15 protein-coding genes are annotated in these 16,959 nt (G+C 68.3%); 5 read left to right on the top strand and 10 right to left on the bottom strand.

Going from position 1 to position 16,959, the window contains the following annotated elements:
* Nucleotides 1–73: 73 nt before the first annotated feature.
* The 7 genes from REH65_RS21850 to paaZ form a co-directional block, all read right to left on the bottom strand.
* Nucleotides 74–1,003 carry an LCP family protein gene (locus REH65_RS21850; protein WP_406688889.1) on the bottom strand — a complete coding sequence of 310 codons (930 nt, stop codon included), beginning with the start codon at nt 1,001–1,003 and terminating at the stop codon, nt 74–76.
* Between the two features lie 292 nt (nt 1,004–1,295).
* Entirely contained in the window at nt 1,296–2,375 is a 1,080-nt protein-coding gene (gene paaE, locus REH65_RS21845) for a 1,2-phenylacetyl-CoA epoxidase subunit PaaE (RefSeq protein ID WP_406688888.1), read from the bottom strand.
* Nucleotide 2,376: 1 nt separating this feature from the next.
* Complete coding sequence (paaD, locus tag REH65_RS21840) at nt 2,377–2,868, bottom strand: 1,2-phenylacetyl-CoA epoxidase subunit PaaD (protein ID WP_406688887.1); 492 nt, start codon at nt 2,866–2,868, stop codon at nt 2,377–2,379.
* Complete coding sequence (gene paaC, locus REH65_RS21835) at nt 2,862–3,746, bottom strand: 1,2-phenylacetyl-CoA epoxidase subunit PaaC (protein WP_406688886.1); 885 nt, start codon at nt 3,744–3,746, stop codon at nt 2,862–2,864. Before paaC ends, paaD begins: the two co-directional genes overlap by 7 nt.
* 7 nt (nt 3,747–3,753) lie before the next feature.
* A complete protein-coding gene (gene paaB / locus REH65_RS21830; protein WP_281455071.1) occupies nt 3,754–4,041 on the bottom strand; it encodes a 1,2-phenylacetyl-CoA epoxidase subunit PaaB in 288 nt (95 codons plus the stop codon).
* On the bottom strand, nt 4,038–4,985 hold the full coding sequence (paaA, locus tag REH65_RS21825; RefSeq protein ID WP_281455072.1) for a 1,2-phenylacetyl-CoA epoxidase subunit PaaA: 948 nt from the start codon (nt 4,983–4,985) through the stop codon (nt 4,038–4,040). Before paaA ends, paaB begins: the two co-directional genes overlap by 4 nt.
* Nucleotides 4,982–7,027 (bottom strand): phenylacetic acid degradation bifunctional protein PaaZ, encoded by a 2,046-nt coding sequence (paaZ, locus tag REH65_RS21820; protein ID WP_406688885.1) that lies wholly within the window; start codon nt 7,025–7,027, stop codon nt 4,982–4,984. Before paaZ ends, paaA begins: the two co-directional genes overlap by 4 nt.
* A 381-nt stretch (nt 7,028–7,408) precedes the next feature.
* Here paaZ and paaI point away from each other — a divergent pair, with 381 nt between their 5' ends.
* From paaI to REH65_RS21805, 3 genes are read left to right on the top strand one after another with little or no spacing between them, the layout of a single operon-like run.
* A complete protein-coding gene (gene paaI / locus REH65_RS21815; protein ID WP_406693212.1) occupies nt 7,409–7,798 on the top strand; it encodes a hydroxyphenylacetyl-CoA thioesterase PaaI in 390 nt (129 codons plus the stop codon).
* Between the two features lie 11 nt (nt 7,799–7,809).
* Nucleotides 7,810–9,156: a phenylacetate--CoA ligase PaaK gene (paaK, locus tag REH65_RS21810; protein WP_406688884.1), complete on the top strand. Its 1,347-nt coding sequence runs from the start codon at nt 7,810–7,812 to the stop codon at nt 9,154–9,156.
* A 23-nt stretch (nt 9,157–9,179) separates the two neighbouring features.
* Nucleotides 9,180–9,797: a TetR/AcrR family transcriptional regulator gene (locus REH65_RS21805; protein ID WP_406688883.1), complete on the top strand. Its 618-nt coding sequence runs from the start codon at nt 9,180–9,182 to the stop codon at nt 9,795–9,797.
* Between the two features lie 10 nt (nt 9,798–9,807).
* Here the strand turns inward: REH65_RS21805 and REH65_RS21800 are convergent, their stop codons facing one another.
* The 3 genes from REH65_RS21800 to REH65_RS21790 form a co-directional block, all read right to left on the bottom strand.
* Nucleotides 9,808–10,545 carry a FadR/GntR family transcriptional regulator gene (locus REH65_RS21800; RefSeq protein WP_406688882.1) on the bottom strand — a complete coding sequence of 246 codons (738 nt, stop codon included), beginning with the start codon at nt 10,543–10,545 and terminating at the stop codon, nt 9,808–9,810.
* A 189-nt stretch (nt 10,546–10,734) separates the two neighbouring features.
* A complete protein-coding gene (locus tag REH65_RS21795; RefSeq protein ID WP_406688881.1) occupies nt 10,735–12,297 on the bottom strand; it encodes a cation acetate symporter in 1,563 nt (520 codons plus the stop codon).
* Nucleotides 12,297–12,716: a DUF485 domain-containing protein gene (locus REH65_RS21790; protein ID WP_406688880.1), complete on the bottom strand. Its 420-nt coding sequence runs from the start codon at nt 12,714–12,716 to the stop codon at nt 12,297–12,299. The genes REH65_RS21795 and REH65_RS21790 overlap by 1 nt, the downstream gene beginning before the upstream one ends.
* 831 nt (nt 12,717–13,547) lie before the next feature.
* Here REH65_RS21790 and REH65_RS21785 point away from each other — a divergent pair.
* Both REH65_RS21785 and REH65_RS21780 read left to right on the top strand, forming a co-directional pair.
* Entirely contained in the window at nt 13,548–16,481 is a 2,934-nt protein-coding gene (locus tag REH65_RS21785) for a nitrate- and nitrite sensing domain-containing protein (protein WP_406688879.1), read from the top strand.
* Nucleotides 16,482–16,513: 32 nt separating this feature from the next.
* Complete coding sequence (locus REH65_RS21780) at nt 16,514–16,954, top strand: roadblock/LC7 domain-containing protein (protein WP_281455080.1); 441 nt, start codon at nt 16,514–16,516, stop codon at nt 16,952–16,954.
* Nucleotides 16,955–16,959: the final 5 nt, after the last annotated feature.

The following is a 16,959-nucleotide window of genomic DNA, read 5'->3' as shown; positions in this document are numbered from 1 at the left end:
GCACGAACTGGGCCAGGGGCGGTTGCTTTTCAGTGGCCGGCGCTCCACCGCCGAGCTCGGCGTCGTGCTGACGTCAGTTCACGATCAGGTCCTGCGGGAGCGGGGTGTCGGTCTCCATCGCTTCGAACAGCCGCAGCGCCTTCTCCTTGTCCCACTGGTGAGCGGTGGAGTCGGTAACGGGAACCGTCGTCGTCACGACACCGCCCGAGGAGATGCCGCGCATCGCCCATGCCAGCGACAGCAGGTCGCCCGGGCCGTCCGAGTCGAGCATCGTCAGCGCGCCCGCGCCCTCGTCGGCCAGCGCGTACGCGCGGAACGGGTTGATCAGGGTGCTGATGCTCGACGCCTCGGATGCCAGGGCGCCGATGAACTTGCGCTGGTTGGCGACCCGGTCCAGGTCGGAGCGCGGGGTCGCGTCGCTGTAGCGCATGCGCACGAAGGTCAGGGCGTCCGGGCCGTTCAGCGTCTGGCAGCCGGCTTGGAGGGTCTGGCCCGTCTTGACGTCGTGCATCTCCTGTTCGAGACACATCTCGACGCCACCGACCGCGTCGACCAGACCCGAAAAGCCGCCGAACCCGATCTCGGCGTAGTGATCGATGCGCAGCCCGGTCGCCTGCTCCACGGTCTGCGCCAGCAACTTCGGCCCGCCGACGGCGAAAGCCTCGTTGATCATCGTCCGGCCTTGTCCCGGGACCGGCACCCGCGAGTCGCGCGGGATGCTGATCAGCGTGGGAGTCGTGGAGTTGTCCGGCAGGTGCGCGACCAGGATCGTGTCCGTGCGCTGGCCGTCCGCGTCCCCCACGTGCAGGCCCTCCGCGGTCTCCGGATCCAGCCCTTCCCGACTGTCCGATCCCACGACCAGCCAGTTCGCGCCCGCGGTGGCCTCCGGTCGGCCCGGGTAGTCCGGGAAGGCGTCGATCCGGTGCACCGCCGAGTCGATGTGGAACCAGAGCCAGCCCGCGAACACCACCGGAAGCACGATCAGGGCCACCAGCAGCGCCACGAAGGGCCTCTTCCTGCTCCGCCGCCGCGGCACCGGCACCCGCCCCACCGGGCTCCCCACCGGCCGCTGCTGCGCGCTCCAGTCACGCTGGATCCGATTGCTGTTCATATTTCTGGAGACGCCGTGGCGGGTCGAAGGTTGTCCGCGCCACCGAAAAGGGGAAGGCCCACTTCCCCCTCCGGCCTCGCGGGCACGAGTTCCGATCACGACGCGAGGCTCCCGCGACACCGCCCCTGGCCAGCGGATTCTCAACCAGGGGCGGTGTCGTGCGCAGCGGGATCAGCCGAGGAGATCAGGAATCGAAGTCGACCGTGATCGCGTCCGTCACCGGGACCGACTGGCAGGTCAGGACGAACCCTTCATCCACCTCCGCCTGCTCCAGGGCGAAGTTGCGCCGCATGTCGACCTTCCCGTCGGTGACCTTCGCGCGACAGGTCCCGCACACCCCGCCCTTGCAGGCGAAGGGAAGATCCGGTCTGGCCCTCTGCGCGCCGTCCAGGACCGTGTTCTCGCGCGGCAGGGCGGTGGTCGTGCGCCGGCCGTCCAGGACGATGGTCGCTTCCGTCATCTCCCCCACCGGCTTCGCGTCGACGTGACGCACGGGTTCCGGCGGGACGTCGTCGACGTAGAACAGCTCGCGGTGGATGCGCTCGTCACCGACGCCGAGTTCGGACAGCAGTTGCTGGGCGCCCGTCACCATGCCGAACGGCCCGCACAACCACCACTCGTCGACCTCACCGACCTCGGGCACGAGCGCCAGCAGGTCGCGGAGCTTGGCCGCGTCGAGGCGACCGGTGAACAGGTCCGCTTCGCGCGGCTCCCGCGAGAGCACGTGCACGAGTTCCAGGCGCTCCGGGTAACGATCTTTGAGGTCGGCGAGCTCGTCGGCGAACATCACCGTGTCGGTGCGCCGGTTGCCGTACACGACGGTGACGGTCGCGTCCGGGTCGCGCAGGACCGTTCCCGCGATCGAAAGCAGCGGGGTGATCCCGGATCCAGCGCCGATCAGCACGTGGTGACCGGAAGGCGACCGCGGTGTGAACGACCCGGTGGGAGCACCGACTTCGATCTCGTCGCCCGCCCGGACCTCGTTGACCAGCCAAGTGGAGAACAGCCCCTCGGGAACCTCTCGCACACCGATGCGCGGAAGGTTCCCCTCCGCCGTGCAGAGGGAGTACGACCGCCGCTCCTCGCGGCCGTCGACGACGCGACGCAGCGTCAACGACTGCCCGGCTCGGAAGTCGTAGACGTCCTCCAGCTCCGGCGGCACGGCGAAGGTGACCGCGACGGCGTCGTCGCACAGGCGGCTGACGTCGGCGACGGTCAGCGTGTGGAACTCGCCCCGCACGCGGGATTTCGTCAACGCGGCCACCTCAGATCTCCTTGACGTGTTCGAACGGTTCGGCGCACGACCGGCAGCGACGCATCGACTTGCACGCCGTGGCACCGAATTCCGACAGCAGCTCCGTGTCCGCGGCACCGCAACGCGGGCAGGGAACCTCCCTGCCAGGCGGGAGGAGCGTGAGCGGAACCGGCCCCGGCGTCGGGGCCGGTGCGCCGCCCGGTGGCGCGATGCCGGCTTCGGCGAGCTTGCGGCGGCCCCGCTCGCTGATCCAGTCCGTGGTCCACGGCGGGTTGAGAACCGTGCGCACCTCGACGCTGGCGTACCCGGCCTCGCGCAGTGCGTGGACCAGGTCGTCGCGCATCGTGTCCATGGCAGGGCAGCCGGTGTAGGTGGGTGTGATGGACACCTTCACCTCACCGTCCTGTTCGGACACCTCGCGCAAGACTCCGAGGTCGGCGAGCGTGAGCATGGGCAGCTCCGGGTCGCAGACCGTTTCGGCGACGGCGCGCGCGGTCACCACGTCGCCTCCGGGTGAGCTCGGGCGACGCTCTGCAGCTCCGCGAGGAGGTATCCCATGTCCTCGGTGTGCCGCCCGTGCCTGCCGGTGCCGCCGGCGATCCCGGCCTTGCCCGTGATCGCGGGCAGTTCGAGCGTCGCGGGCTCGATGACCTGGTCCAGCACGCCGTCGAACTCGTCGCGCACTGCGGCCGGATCGACCGCGACACCGGACTCGGCCAGGCGTGATTCGATCTCGTGCGCGGTGAACAGCTCGTCCACGTACGGCCAGACGTCGGTCAAGGCCGCCTGCATGCGTTCTCGCGAGAACGGGGTTCCGTCACCGAGCCGAACGGCCCACCGGGCCGCGTAGTCGCGGTGGTACGTCAGCTCCTTGACGCCCTTGTCGGCGATCGCGGCCAGCACCGGGTCCGCCGAGGTCGTCAGCCGCTGGAACAGCGCGAGCCGCCACGTGGACAGCACCAGCAGGACCGCGACGAGCCGGCCGAAATCGCCGCGCTCCAGCTCGGCGAGCCGCACGTTGCGGAACTCGTTCTCGTGGCGGAAGAACGCGTAGTCGTCCTCACCACGTCCGCTGCCGTCGGCCTTTCCCGCGCGGGCCAGCAGGAGCCGGGCCTGCCCCAGCAGGTCCAGGCCGATGTTGGCGATCGCGACCTCGTCCTCCAGCTCGGGAGCGAAGGTGCACCACTGCTGCAGCCGGTGGGACAGGACCAGCGCGTCATCGCCGAGCATCAGGCAGTACTCGGCCAGGTCGGCACCGTCCACGCCGGGCGGAACCGAGGTGTCGATGCCCGCCAGGGGATCTTCGAACCCCGTGCCGAAGGCCCAACGAGAGTCGTCGTGGGCGTCGATGAGTGCCTCGTAGGCGTTGTCGAAGGACATCGTCGGCTCACATGTGGGGAACGTTGTCGGGAATGTCGTAGAACGTCGGGTGGCGGTACACCTTGTCCCCCGAGGGCGCGAAGAAGGGATCCTTCTCGTCAGGGGATGACGCGGTGATCTCCGATGCCTTGACCACCCAGATGCTCACGCCCTCGTTGCGCCGCGTGTAGAGGTCGCGGGCGTGGTGCACGGCCATCTCGTCGTCGGCGGCGCGCAGCGAACCGACGTGCACGTGGTTCAATCCGCGCTTGCCGCGCACGAACACCTCGTAGAGCGGCCACTCGCTCCGGCTCATGACGTCGCCTCCGTCCTCTTGCGGGCGTGCGCGGCCGCGGCTTCGCGGACCCAGGCGCCGTCCTCGTGGGCCTGGCGTCGCCGCGCGACGCGTTCGGTGTTGCACGGCCCGTTGCCCTTGATGACCTGCTTGAGCTCGTTCCAGTCGACCTCGCCGAAGTCGTAGTGCTGCCGTTCGGCGTTCCACTTCAGGTCGGGATCGGGCAGCGTCACACCGAGCACCTCGGCCTGCGGGACGGTCATGTCGACGAACCGCTGCCGCAGCTCATCATTGGTGTGCCGCTTGATCTTCCAGCGCATGGATTGCTCGGTGTGGGCCGACTCGGCGTCGGGCGGGCCGAACATCATCAGCGAGGGCCACCAGAACCGGTTCACCGCGTCCTGGACCATCTCCTGCTGCGCAGGGGTTCCCTTCATCATCGTCATCAGCAGTTCGTAGCCCTGCCGCTGGTGGAAGGACTCCTCCTTGCAGATGCGGATCATCGATCGGGCGTAGGGACCGTAGCTGGAGCGGCACAGCGGAACCTGGTTGCAGATCGCGGCACCGTCGACGAGCCAGCCGATCACCCCGACGTCGGCGAAGGACAGCGTCGGGTAGTTGAAGATCGACGAGTACTTCTGCCGTCCGGTGATCAGCTTCTCGGTCAGGTCCTGCCGGTCGCCGCCGAGCGTTTCGGCCGCCGAGTACAGGTACAGCCCGTGCCCAGCCTCGTCCTGCACCTTGGCCAGAAGGATCGCTTTGCGCCGCAACGAGGGTGCCCGCGTGATCCAGTTGCCCTCGGGCTGCATCCCGATGATCTCGGAGTGGGCGTGCTGGGCGATCTGCCGGATCATCGTCTTGCGGTAGCCGTCCGGAAGCCAGTCCCGGGGCTCGATCCGCTGGTCCTTGTCGATCGTGCGCTCGAAGTGCGCTTCGAGTTCCTCGTCGGACAACGTCGCTGTCATCGGTTCTCCTTGGCCACCAGGGTGAGCACGTCGTACTTGGCTACGGACTCCTGGTTCTGGTTGGTCACGTCGGCGTCCCAGCGGACCTCGCCGTAGTCGGCGTTCTCGCGTGGGGTGATCTGCTTGCAGGTCAAGGTCACCGTCAGGTCGTCGCCGGGCTTGACGGGTGTGAGGAACCGGAGGTTCTCCAGCCCGTAGTTGGCCAGCACCGGTCCGGGTTCGGGTGACACGAACAGACCCGCGGCGAAGGAGACGACCAAGTAGCCGTGCGCCACGATCCCGCCGAAGAGCGGGTTCTCGCGCGCGGCGGCCTCGTCGGTGTGCGCGTAGAAGGTGTCGCCGGTGAACTCGGCGAAGTGGGCCACGTCCTCGTCGGTGACGGGGCGGGGGCCGGCGACGACCGCGTCTCCGATCTTCAGCTCGGCCAGCGACTTCCGGAAGGGGTGGGTGCCTTCCTCGCGACGAGGGGCACCTTCCACCCACTGGCCGGTGACCTGGGACAGCACGTTCGGGCTCGCTTGCACGGCCGTGCGCTGCATGTGGTGCAGCACGCCGCGGATCCCGCCCATCTCCTCACCGCCACCGGCGCGTCCGGGGCCGCCGTGCACGAGCGCCGGCATCGGCGAGCCGTGTCCGGTGGATTCCTTGGCGTCGTCGGCGTCGAGCACCAGCAGGCGCCCGTGCCAGGGCGCCACCCCGAGCACGACTTCCCGCGCGAACGCCGCGTCGCCGCTGACGACTGAGCCGGCGAGGCTCCCCTGCCCGCGAGCCGCGTAGTCGACGACCTGCTCGACCGAGGTGTAGGGCATCAGCGTCGACACCGGGCCGAAGGCCTCGACTTCGTGCGGTTCGGCCCGGTCGGGGTCGCCCTTGAGCAGGACGGGTGAGTGGAAGGCTCCCTTCTCCGCGTCCGCGTCGAGGACCTCGACCGTCTCCGGGTCGCCGAAGACGATGGTGCCCGCCCCTCGCAGGGCCTTCAGGGAACGGCGGACCTCTTCGCGCTGCTCGAGGCTGGCCAGCGCACCCATCCGCACGTCGGGGTGGGCGGGGTTGCCGACCTTGATCTTGGCCAGGCGCTCCCGCGCGGCCTCGGCGACGTCGTCGAGCAGGTCGGCCGGGACGAAGGCCCGCCGGATCGCGGTGCACTTCTGACCGGCTTTGACGGTCATCTCGGTGACCAGCTGCTTGACGTAGAGGTCGAACTCGGTCGTTCCCGGTGTCGCGTCGGGGCCGAGGATCGAGCAGTTGAGCGAATCGGCTTCGGCGTTGAACCGCACCGAGTTGCGCACGATGGCCGGGTGGGCCCGCAGCTTCTGCGCGGTGGAGGCCGAGCCGGTGAACGACACCAGGTCCTGGCCTGTCACGTGGTCGAGGAGGTCACCGGCGCTTCCGCTGATCAGCTGCAGCGATCCCTCTGGCAGCAGGCCGGAGTTGACGATCAGCTCGACGAGCTTCTCGGTGAGGTAGGCGGTCTGGCTGGCGGGTTTGACGAGGCTGGGCACACCGGCGAGGAACGCCGGGGCGAACTTCTCCAGCGGACCCCACGCCGGGAAGTTGAAGGCGTTGATCTGCACCGCGACACCACGCAGGGGCGTGGCGATGTGCTGGGCCTGGAACGTTCCGCCCTTGCTGAGAGGTTCGACCCCGCCATCGACGTAGACGGTGTCGTTGGGCAGTTCGCGACGGCCCTTGCTCGAGTAGGAGAACAGGACTCCGATGCCGCCGTCGATGTCGAACTGGGAGTCGCCGCGGGTCGCCCCCGTCTTGGCTGACAGCGCGTAGAGCTCGTCGCGGTTCTCGCGGAGGTGGGATGCAAGCGCCTTGAGCAGCGCGGCGCGCTGGTGGAACGTCAGTTCCCGCAACGCCGGTCCGCCGACCCGGCGGCCGTGGTCGAGCGCGGCGGCCATGTCGATACCCGCCGAGGAGATCCGTGCGACTTCCGCTCCTGTGACGGCGTCGTGGAGCGGTGCGCCGTCGCCTTCGCCCACCTGCCAGCCGCCACTGGTGTAGCTGCGCAGGACCTTGCTCGCACCCTGAGCCATCGTGCCTCGCTCTCCCAGAATTACTAACCGAACGGTCGGGAATTAATGCTAGCGCGCCGCCGCGGAGAACGGAACCGGCCGAACCGCGATTCGCCCCCATCCGGCGTCACCGCCCACCCGGAAGCCCCTCCCCGCAGCGCGCGCCGGAAATGAAAGGAAGGTTCCCTTGCGCAGCGCACCGCCCCGCTCAACGGACGAAGTTCCAGGTGCTCACCCCGACCGCTTTCGGAAGGACTCCCTCCGCTCAGGCCGCCCTTGACAGGCGTTCGCGGGCTGACTTTTACTTGAGCAGATTTATTTACCGTCCATTCGGTCAGTAAGCATAGGCGGTGCAGACCCGTGTCCACCTCGGCGAACCGACTCACCGATTCCGCGCGCTCCATGCTCGAATCCGACGTCGCCTCGGCGTCGCTGGGCATCGACGTGACCACGGCGCACGACGGCATCGCGTCCGCCCGCATGCGAGTGACCGAGCAGATGGTCAACGGCCACGACATCGCGCACGGCGGCTACGTCTTCCTGCTCGCCGACACGACGTTCGCGGCCGCGTGCAACAGCCACGGGCCGGTCACCGTCGCCGCCGGAGCGGAGATCTCCTTCGTCACGAGCGCACGCCTCGGCGACGAGCTGACCGCGACCGCGCAAGAACGAACCAGCTACGGCCGCAACGGCATCTACGACGTCACCGTGCACCGGGCCACCCCCGCCGGACCGGAGGTCATCGCGGAGTTCCGCGGCCGGAGCCGGACCGTCGGACAGATCAAGCCCTGAGGAGTCTCCCCATGCCGACCACGCACAACGAAGTGCCGACCGCGCGCCGACTGGGCACCGCGCCCGCGGTGGACGACCTCTCACCGGCGGAACGGCTGAGCACCGACGAACTCCGCGCCCTGCAGCTCGAACGCCTGCAGTGGACGCTGCGCCACGCCTACGACAACGTTCCCTTCTACCGCAGGAAGTTCGACGACGCCGGGGTGCACCCGGACGACTGCAGGGAACTGGGCGACCTGGAGAAGTTCCCCTTCACCACCAAGCAGGACCTGCGCGACAACTACCCGTTCGGCATGTTCGCCGTCCCGCAGGAGCAGGTGCGGCGCGTGCACGCCTCCAGCGGAACCACGGGGAAGCCGACCGTCGTCGGCTACACCGAATCCGACCTGGACGCCTGGGCGACGGTGATGGCCCGATCCATCTTCGCCGCGGGCGGGCGCCCCGGGCACAAGGTGCACGTCTCCTACGGGTACGGGCTGTTCACGGGTGGGCTCGGCGCCCACTACGGCGCCGAGAAGCTGGGCACCACGGTCATCCCCGCTTCCGGCGGCATGACCGCGCGCCAGGTTCAGATCATCAACGACTTCCGTCCCGAAATCATCATGGTCACGCCGTCCTACATGCTCACGCTCCTCGACGAGTTCGAACGTCAAGGGATCGACCCCCGGAAGTCCTCGCTCCAGGTGGGGATCTTCGGCGCCGAGCCGTGGACCGAGCAGATGCGCCGCGAGATCGAGGAACGAGCGAACATCGACGCGGTCGACATCTACGGGCTCTCCGAGGTGATGGGACCCGGCGTCGCGCAGGAAGCCGTCGAGACCAAGGACGGCCTGCACATCTGGGAAGACCACTTCTACCCGGAGGTGGTCGACCCGATCGACGGCGTCGCGCTTCCCGACGGGACCACCGGTGAGCTGCTGTTCACCTCGCTGACCAAGCAGGCGCTGCCGATCATCCGCTACCGGACCCGCGACCTCACGGCACTGCGTCCCGGCACCGCCCGCCCCGCGTACCGGAGGATGGACAAGGTCACCGGCCGCAGCGACGACATGATCATCCTGCGCGGGGTGAACGTCTTCCCGACCCAGGTCGAGGAGATCGTGCTCGACACCGCCGACCTCTCACCGCACTTCCAGATCCGGCTCACCCGCCAAGAGAGGATGGACCGGCTGACCGTGCTCGTCGAAGCCCTTCCCGAGACGCCCGCGGAGCGGTGGGGAACGGCGTCGGCCGAGATCGCGGCGCGGGTCAAGGACGGTGTCGGCGTCAGCGTCGGCGTGGAGATCGTGGAGCCGGGTTCCCTGGAACGCTCGGTCGGCAAGCTCCGCAGGGTCATCGACCAACGGCCTAGAGACTGAGGTCACTTGCGATAATGGTGTCCATGACCGAACCACCCAGCAACCGCGCCACCAAGCGCGGTCGTCCCGGCTACGACCTGGAATCCCTGCTCGCGGTGGCGGTCAAGCTGTTCAACGAGCGCGGCTACGACGGCACCAGCATGGAAGATCTGTCGCGCAAGCTGCAGATCACCAAGTCCGCGATCTACCACCACGTGCGCAGCAAGGACGAACTCCTGCGACTGGCGGTCAACCGCGGGCTGGACGGGTTGTTCGCCGAAGCCGACAAGCTGGAGAGCATCGACGGTCGCGCCATCGACAAGCTCGAGTACCTGGTCCGCGCCAGCGTCAACGTGCTCGTCGAGCAGCTGCCCTTCGTGACCCTCCTGCTGCGGATTCGCGGCAACACCAAGGTCGAGAAGGCTGCGCTGGCACGTCGGCGGGAGTTCGACCAGATCGTCGCCGACCTGGTCAGCAAGGCCGCCGCGGACGGTGATCTGCGCCCGGACGTCGACCCGGCCACCGCGGCTCGCCTGCTGTTCGGCATGGTCAACTCGCTGGTCGAGTGGTACCGGCCGCAGCGCGGCGCGGACACCGAGACGCTCGCCGACACGGTGGCCGCGGTCGCCTTCGACGGGCTGCGAGTCCGCAGGGAGGAGTGACCGCCCGCGATCAGGGGCGGTGGTCGTCCCCGAGTTCGTAGAAGCCGTTGATGTGCCCGTGCAACAGCTCCACCGCCCGCCGGCCGTCGCGGTTCTCGATCGCTTCCAGGATGGATCGGTGCTCGCGGCGCACCCAACGCGAGGTCAGGCGCCAGTCGTCGAGCTGCTCGTAGGCCTCGATCATCTGCCGCTGGATCGCGGTGCGCAGCGACCCCATCAGGTGCGCGGCCAGGGAATTCCCGGTGGATTCGGCGATCCGCACGTGGAACTCGGTGTCGAGCCGGTTGAAGTCCCGGGCCGTGAGGTGCGGCGAGTCCATCTGGTCGAGGATCGCCCGCAACGCGAGGTGGTCGGCTTGAGTGGCGTGCCGTGCGGCCTCGGTCATCGCCCACTCCTCCAGCGTCAACCGGGTCCGCAGAACTTCGGCGGGGTCGAAGTGGCCGAGCGCGAGCTGCATCTTCAACAGCATCGAGAACCCGGTACCCGGGTGGCCGAGGAAGACCGTTCCGCCTTCGGGACCGCGGCCGGGCCGGACGTCGACGACGCCCAGGGCCTCGAGCACGCGCAGCGCTTCCCGCAACGAGGGTCGGCTCACTCCCAGGAGCTGGGCGAACTCCCGCTCGCTGGGCAACCGGTCGCCGGGCGCGAGACGACCGTCGAGGATGCGCTGCTCGATCTGCGACATGACCTGCTCGTAGGTCCGCACCTTGCGCGCCGGCTCCCACGAGCTGTGGGTCGCGGAACTCATGCCACTCCTCACTTCCGGCCTTCGTTGCCCAGGTCCAACCACCTTACGTCCCCGTTCACCCGAAATCGGCCCCACTGACGGCATCCTTACGCTCCGCTCGAGGCCGGTGCCCGGATTCGGGCCCTGAAAAACCCGGGAACCTTCCTGCCGGGGAAGTAGCAGGAAGGTTCCCGTTCATCGGTCAGCTGGTCAGTGGGCGCCGATGCCGGTCAGCGATCGGACCTCCATCTCGTCGGTGCGGTCGCCGTCCTCCCGCTCTCCGAGCAGGGTGCCGATGTAGCCGAACAGGAACGAGGCCGGGATCGACACCAGACCCGGGTTGTTCAGCGGGAACAAGGCGAAGTCGACCCAGGGCATCATGGACGACGGGGCGCCCGAGACGACCGGCGAGAAGATCATCAGGAGCAGGCACGTGGCCAGCCCGCCGTACATGCCCCACAAGGTGCCTCGGGTGTTGAACCTCCTCCAGTACAGCGAGAACAGCAGGGTGGAGAGGTTCGCGGAAGCGGCGAAGGCGAACGCCAGCGACACCAGGAACGCGAGGTTCTGACCGTTGACCAGGATGCCGCCGATGATCGACGTGGCGCCGATGATCAACGCCGTCAGCCGGGCCACCCGGATCTCCGAGTCCGGGTCGGCCTGGCCGCGTTTGAAGACGTTGGCGTACACGTCGTGGGCGAAGGAGGCCGACGCGGTCAACGTCAGCCCCGCCACCACGGCGAGGATCGTGGCGAAGGCGACCGCGGCAACCACTCCCAGCAGCACCGTTCCGCCGATGCGGTAGGCGAGCAGCGGAGCCGCGGAGTTCTCCCCGCCCGGGGACGACAGGATCGAGTCCGTGCCGCTGACCGCGCCCGCGCCGAAGCCGATCACCAGCGTGCACAGGTAGAACACGGACATGGTGACCGTCGCCCACACCACCGAACGCCGGGCCTGCAGAGCGTTGGGCACCGTGTAGAAGCGCATGAGGACGTGCGGGAGCCCTGCCACGCCGAGCACCAGGGCCAGCGACATCGAGACGAAGTCGAGCTTGGTGGTCCCGTTCTCGCCGTACTGGGCTCCGGGGGCGAAGATCCGCTCGCCGAGCGGGTTCTTCTCGGCCGCGTGCTGCATCAGGGACGTGATGCTGAATCCGAACTTGCCCATCAGGAACAGGGTCATGAGCGCGACGCAGAGCATCAGTGCCACGGCCTTGATGATCTGCACCCAGGTGGTTCCCTTCATCCCACCGACGAGCACGTAGACGACCATCAGCGCGCCGACCGCGGCGATCACCAGCGCTTGCCCGGCCGCGCTGTGCACGTCGAGCAGCAGCGCGACGAGGCTTCCCGCGCCCGCGATCTGCGCGATCATGTAGATGAAGGAGATGACCATGGTCGACACGGCCGCTGCCGCGCGCACCGGACGCTGGTTCATCCGGTAGCTGAGAACATCGCCCATGGTGAATCTGCCGGTATTGCGCAGGAGCTCGGCGATCAGGAGCAGGTTCACCAGCCAGCCGACCAGGAACCCGATGGAGTAGAGGAATCCGTCGTAGCCGTGCACGGCGATGGCGCCGGCGATGCCGAGGAACGAGGCGGCCGACAGGAAATCGCCCGAGAGCGCGATTCCGTTCTGCGCACCGGTGAACTGCGCACCGGCGGCGAAGTAGTCGGTGGTGGAGCCCGCACTGCTCACCCGGTAGACGATGTACAGCGTGACCAGCACGAATGCTGCGAAAATGCTGATGTTGAGCATCGGGTTGGTGTCCATTACGGCCGCTCCTCCCCGGTCGCCTCGCGGTAGAGGGCATCGGCGCGCGGGTCGATCTCGCCGGCCGCGTAGCGCAGGTAGAGGACCGTGATGACCAGGGTGCTCACGAACTGGGCGATGCCGAAGACCAGACCGATGTTGATGGTCCCGAACAGCCGGATCGCCATGAATCCGGGGTAGTACGCGGCGGCGATGACGTAGCCGATGTACCAGAGCAGGAAGATCGCGGTCATCGGGAACGTGAACTTGCGCAGCTTGCCGCGCAGTTCGCGGAAGTCGTCACTGCGCGCGAGTTCGGGGAAGTCCGGCTCCGGACGACCGAGGTCGGGCAGATCGGTGCGCCGGGCGGATTTGTCGATCTGACCGAACGTCGCTTCGGTCTGCCGCGGGGGCGGCGGGGGTTGGGTGGCGTTGCGCATGCATCCTTCCAAGCATTTCGAGCATCGCACCGGCGTGTTCCGCCGATGCTGCGAAGTCCCCCAACTCCGTCCGACCGCCGCAGTCGTTCCCGATCTCCTTCGATCGCGAATTCAGCAGCGGCCGGTGACCGCACGACTTGCGATGCCAACCGGGGCGGAGTCTAACGATCAATTCGCATTACCTGGACTACGGCAGCGACACACCACACCTATTGATGAATCGAATGATCACTACGCGTGATTGGGGCCGACTCGAAGGCGCACCTCCCCGGGTGCCGGACGGCAGCTCAGGGAGCTCCACGATCGGCCCGATGAACACCGTTTTAGCTGATCAACAGCAGAATTAGGCGAGGGTAACACAGGAAGAGCATGGGAACCTTCCTGTCGTTTTCGCCCACATCGTCACCCGATAGGAGAGATTCTCTCCATCGGGTGACTAAAGCGCGGGCGACCTCGCCGGAAATGAACACGAGCAGTGTCCAATTTGCTCGGCTAGGCCGCCACCACCCACGAAGATGATCTCCATTGATGCGAATGCGCAGGTCAGCGGTTCAAATTCAGGAACCTTGGTAGATCATTCCGGTGAGGTAGTGTTCTGCACGCCGACGACCGGTGCGAACTGATTCGATGCCGCCGCGATCACCCCCGACATCGCAGGCCTTCGAGCACCGCCGTCGAAGACCGCACGGCCACCCGCGAAAACCCCGAAACGCAGGCAGCGCCGCCAACCACGCATGACCTGCCGCGCACACCCGAGGCGGGCCGGCCTGCCCACCACACGAACGCGCAGTTGGCGACGAAAGCTTCCACCGCGCGGGAAAGGACTGCGTCGTGAGCAGCGGAGTACAAGACCCGCCCGCGAACGCGACCCGGACGTCCATGTGGTCGCGCGCCACAACTCGAATCATCACGTGGCAGAACTGGAAACTCCCGGTCAAGATCGCCGCGGTCGTGCTCGTCCCGGTCATCTTCGCGATCGTGCTGGGCGTCCTGCAGATCCGCGGTCAGATCACCGAGGCCAGCAACTACGAGCAGATGGACCGGGTCGTTTCAGCCGGCCGCGCCGTGCGCACCGCCGTCGACCGGCTGCAGGACGAACGCAGCCAGGCCGCGGAATTCCTGGCACGCGGACAGGTCACCAGCGCCGACGTCCGCAACCGGTTCGCCGACTCGGACCGGGCGCTCGCCGAAACCCAACGCCTGCTGCGCGCCGCACCGGACAGCGACGCCGTGCGCTACGCCCGCCAGGAAACCGACCGGCAATCGACCGAACTCGAACCGATCCGCAGGCTCGTGCTCGGCGGCAACGTCGACCCCGGCATCACCGCCAACTCCTACACCGAGCTCATCGACGTGATGCTCGCGCTCGACCGCACCCTGATCAGCCAGATCTCCTCGTCGGAACTCGTGGCCACGGCCACCACCATCCACGAGCTGGCCAAGATCAGCGAAGAGGTTCAGCTGCAGCAGGCGCTGGTGCTCACCGGCCTCGCGCACGAGAACTTCACCAGCGACAACCTCGCCCGGATCGCCGCCAGCGAGGCCCGCCGCACCGCGGCGGTCAAGGAGTTCCGCGCCGCTGCCGACCCGGAGCAGCGCATCCGCTACGACCGGCTCTACACCAATCCCGAGGTGCCCGCCCGGGAAACCTCGGTGCAGCTGGCCATGGCCGAGCAGAACAACACCCGATCCAGCCTCTCCTCGCACCTGGTGTCGACGACGACCTGGAAGAACCAGTCGCACACAGCCGCGCAGGCGCTCACCGACCTGCAGGCCCAGCTCGACCGCCAGCTGCACCACACCGCTTTCACGCTGCAGGACACGGCGGGCAACCTCGCCGGGCTCGAATCGGTCCTGCTGCTCAGCGCCCTGCTCGTCGCCGGAGCGATCGTGGTCGTGATGGCCCGGCACCTGCTCGGATCGCTCGACGTGCTGCGGCGCAGCGCGCTCGACACCGCCAACCACCAGCTGCCCAACGCCGTCGCCGACATCCGCGCCGGTCACGCACCGCTGGCGGTCGACCCCGTGCCGGTCTCCACCACCGACGAGGTCGGTGAAGTGGCCCGCGCGTTCGACGACGTGCACGCGCAAGCGGTCACCCTCGCCACCGAGCAGGCCGAGCTCCGCCGCAGCTACAGCGACTCGTTCATCAACGTGTCGCGGCGCAGCCAGAGCCTGCTCGAACGCCAGCTGCGGCTGTTCGAGCAGCTGGAACGCGACGAGGAGGACCCCGACCAGCTGGCGACGCTGTTCCAGCTGGACCACCTCGCGACCCGGATGCGCCGCAACAACGAGAACCTGATGGTGCTCTCCGGCGCGGACCTCGCCCGGCGGTTCACCAGGCCGACCACCCCCGCCGACCTGCTGCGGGCGGCGGTCTCGGAGATCGAGCACTACCCGCGGGTGACCGTGCAGCAACTGCCCGACACCAAGATCGTCGGATACGTGGCCAACGACCTGGTGCGGCTGCTGGCGGAGCTGCTCGACAACGCCGCGAACTTCTCCGCGCCGCAGACCCAGGTGGTGGTGTCGGGACAGCGGGAGAAGGACGGCTCCCTTCGTCTCGACATCGACGACGAGGGCATCGGCATGAACCCCGCCGAGCTCTCCGAGGCCAACCAGCGCCTGACCTCCGACGAGGAGATCAAGCAGTCCACGTCCCGGCGCATGGGCTTGTTCGTGGTCGGGCGACTGGCCCGTCGGCACGGCATCCGCGTCGAACTCGCCCCCGGTCAGGAGGGCACCGGCGTGCGCGTGTCGATGACGCTGCGGCCGGAGCTCCTGGTCGACGACGTCTCGCTGCCCGCCCCGCGCACCAACGGCGTCTACCGCCCGGACCACGACGACGACACGCTGATCCGGCAGTTCGACTGGGAGGCCGCTGAGCAGGACGCGATCAGCGATCCGCCCACCCACAACGGATTCCACCTCTTCCGCGGAGACGGCGACGAGGTGCCGAACACCGCTCCCGCGGACCTGTTCGCCACCCAGGAGATCTCCACCGAGCCGCCGCCCGCGATGGAGGTTCCCTCCACCGCGGAGTCGATCCTCGACGAGCTGTCCTCGGCGTGGTTCCAGGAACGGCCCGACGGTGAACCCGAGCTCCTCTGGCCGGACGAGGCCGACGGCCCCAACACCGAGACGTTCGCGGTGGTGGACCTGGAAGAGAAGGACCCGTCCTCCGACGACGCCGACGACTCCACGAGCGAGGCGCCGCTGCGGGACTGGAGCTTCGCCAGCGATGAGGGCAGGCAGCGCGCCGAGGAGGTCGCGGCGGCGGAACCCACCGACTTCACCTCGGCCGGGTTGCCGCAGCGGATTCCGCTGGCGAACCTGGTCGCCGGGAGCGCCGACCGGCCCGGCACCGAAGAGCCCCGGCCGACGCGGGACGCCAACCTGGCCCGAGGCAGGCTGGCCAGCTTCCAGGCAGGGGTCCAGCGGGGTCGGCACCGGCTGACCCAGGCGGGCCAGGCTGCGAGCAGCGCGGTCGAGGGACCCGCCACCGCGCCACCGGACGCGCCCGAAGACCCCGCACCCGCAGCGGTGGAGGAGACCTCCGACGAGGCCGCGCAGTACACGCCCTCCGGCCTTCCCCGCCGCACACCCAGAGCCCAGCTGGTATCGGGCTTGGCCACCGATTCGGCCACCGCACCGCCCCGCGACGCAGACGTGATGCGCGGTCGGCTGGCCAGCTTCCAACGCGGTGTCCGCGAAGGCAAGCACAGTCTCCGCGACCCTCAGCCCTCAACGGATGAGACCCGGTGACCCCCGAATCAGTTAGGAGGAAAGGAGGCGCCATGAACGCCCACAATTCCCAGCCGAGCCAGTTCGGTTGGCTCGTCACGGACTTCACCGAGCGAGTCCCCGGTGTCGCCCACGCAGTCGTCGTCTCTGCTGACGGACTGCTGCTGACCGCATCGGCGAAGCTCCCCACCGATCGCGCCGATCAGCTCGCGGCGGTGGCGTCCGGGCTGCTCAGCCTCACGCAAGGGGCTGCGAGGTGCTTCGAGGCGGGTTCGGTCACCGAAACCGTGGTCGAGATGGAACGCGGTCTGATGCTGCAGATGGCCATCAGCGACGGTTCCTGCCTGACGGTGCTGGCGGCTCCGCAGTGCGACATGGGTTTGATCGCCTACGAGATGACGCTGCTGGTCGAACGCGTCGGCCAGATCCTGACCCCCGAGCTGCGTTCTCAACTGCAGGGCACGAGCCGCGTGATGACCGGACAGTCGGTGTGAGGCGG

This window comes from Saccharopolyspora sp. ID03-671 (genome assembly GCF_045278815.1).
In the GTDB taxonomy this organism is placed as follows: Bacteria; Actinomycetota; Actinomycetes; order Mycobacteriales; family Pseudonocardiaceae; genus Saccharopolyspora; species Saccharopolyspora ipomoeae.
This window is presented reverse-complemented; position numbering and strand designations above follow the sequence as displayed.

Excerpts from the sequence above, each read along its gene's own strand:
- paaB (WP_281455071.1), bottom strand. The coding sequence starts at position 4,041 with ATGAGCCGGAGCGAGTGGCCGCTCTACGAGGTGTTCGTGCGCGGCAAG.
- REH65_RS21800 (WP_406688882.1), bottom strand. The coding sequence starts at position 10,545 with ATGAGTTCCGCGACCCACAGCTCGTGGGAGCCGGCGCGCAAGGTGCGG.
- REH65_RS21790 (WP_406688880.1), bottom strand. The coding sequence starts at position 12,716 with ATGCGCAACGCCACCCAACCCCCGCCGCCCCCGCGGCAGACCGAAGCG.
- REH65_RS21805 (WP_406688883.1), top strand. The coding sequence starts at position 9,180 with ATGACCGAACCACCCAGCAACCGCGCCACCAAGCGCGGTCGTCCCGGC.
- paaC (WP_406688886.1), bottom strand. The coding sequence starts at position 3,746 with ATGTCCTTCGACAACGCCTACGAGGCACTCATCGACGCCCACGACGAC.
- paaZ (WP_406688885.1), bottom strand. The coding sequence starts at position 7,027 with ATGGCTCAGGGTGCGAGCAAGGTCCTGCGCAGCTACACCAGTGGCGGC.
- paaI (WP_406693212.1), top strand. The coding sequence starts at position 7,409 with ATGCTCGAATCCGACGTCGCCTCGGCGTCGCTGGGCATCGACGTGACC.
- paaK (WP_406688884.1), top strand. The coding sequence starts at position 7,810 with ATGCCGACCACGCACAACGAAGTGCCGACCGCGCGCCGACTGGGCACC.
- paaA (WP_281455072.1), bottom strand. The coding sequence starts at position 4,985 with ATGACAGCGACGTTGTCCGACGAGGAACTCGAAGCGCACTTCGAGCGC.
- REH65_RS21780 (WP_281455080.1), top strand. The coding sequence starts at position 16,514 with ATGAACGCCCACAATTCCCAGCCGAGCCAGTTCGGTTGGCTCGTCACG.
- REH65_RS21795 (WP_406688881.1), bottom strand. The coding sequence starts at position 12,297 with ATGGACACCAACCCGATGCTCAACATCAGCATTTTCGCAGCATTCGTG.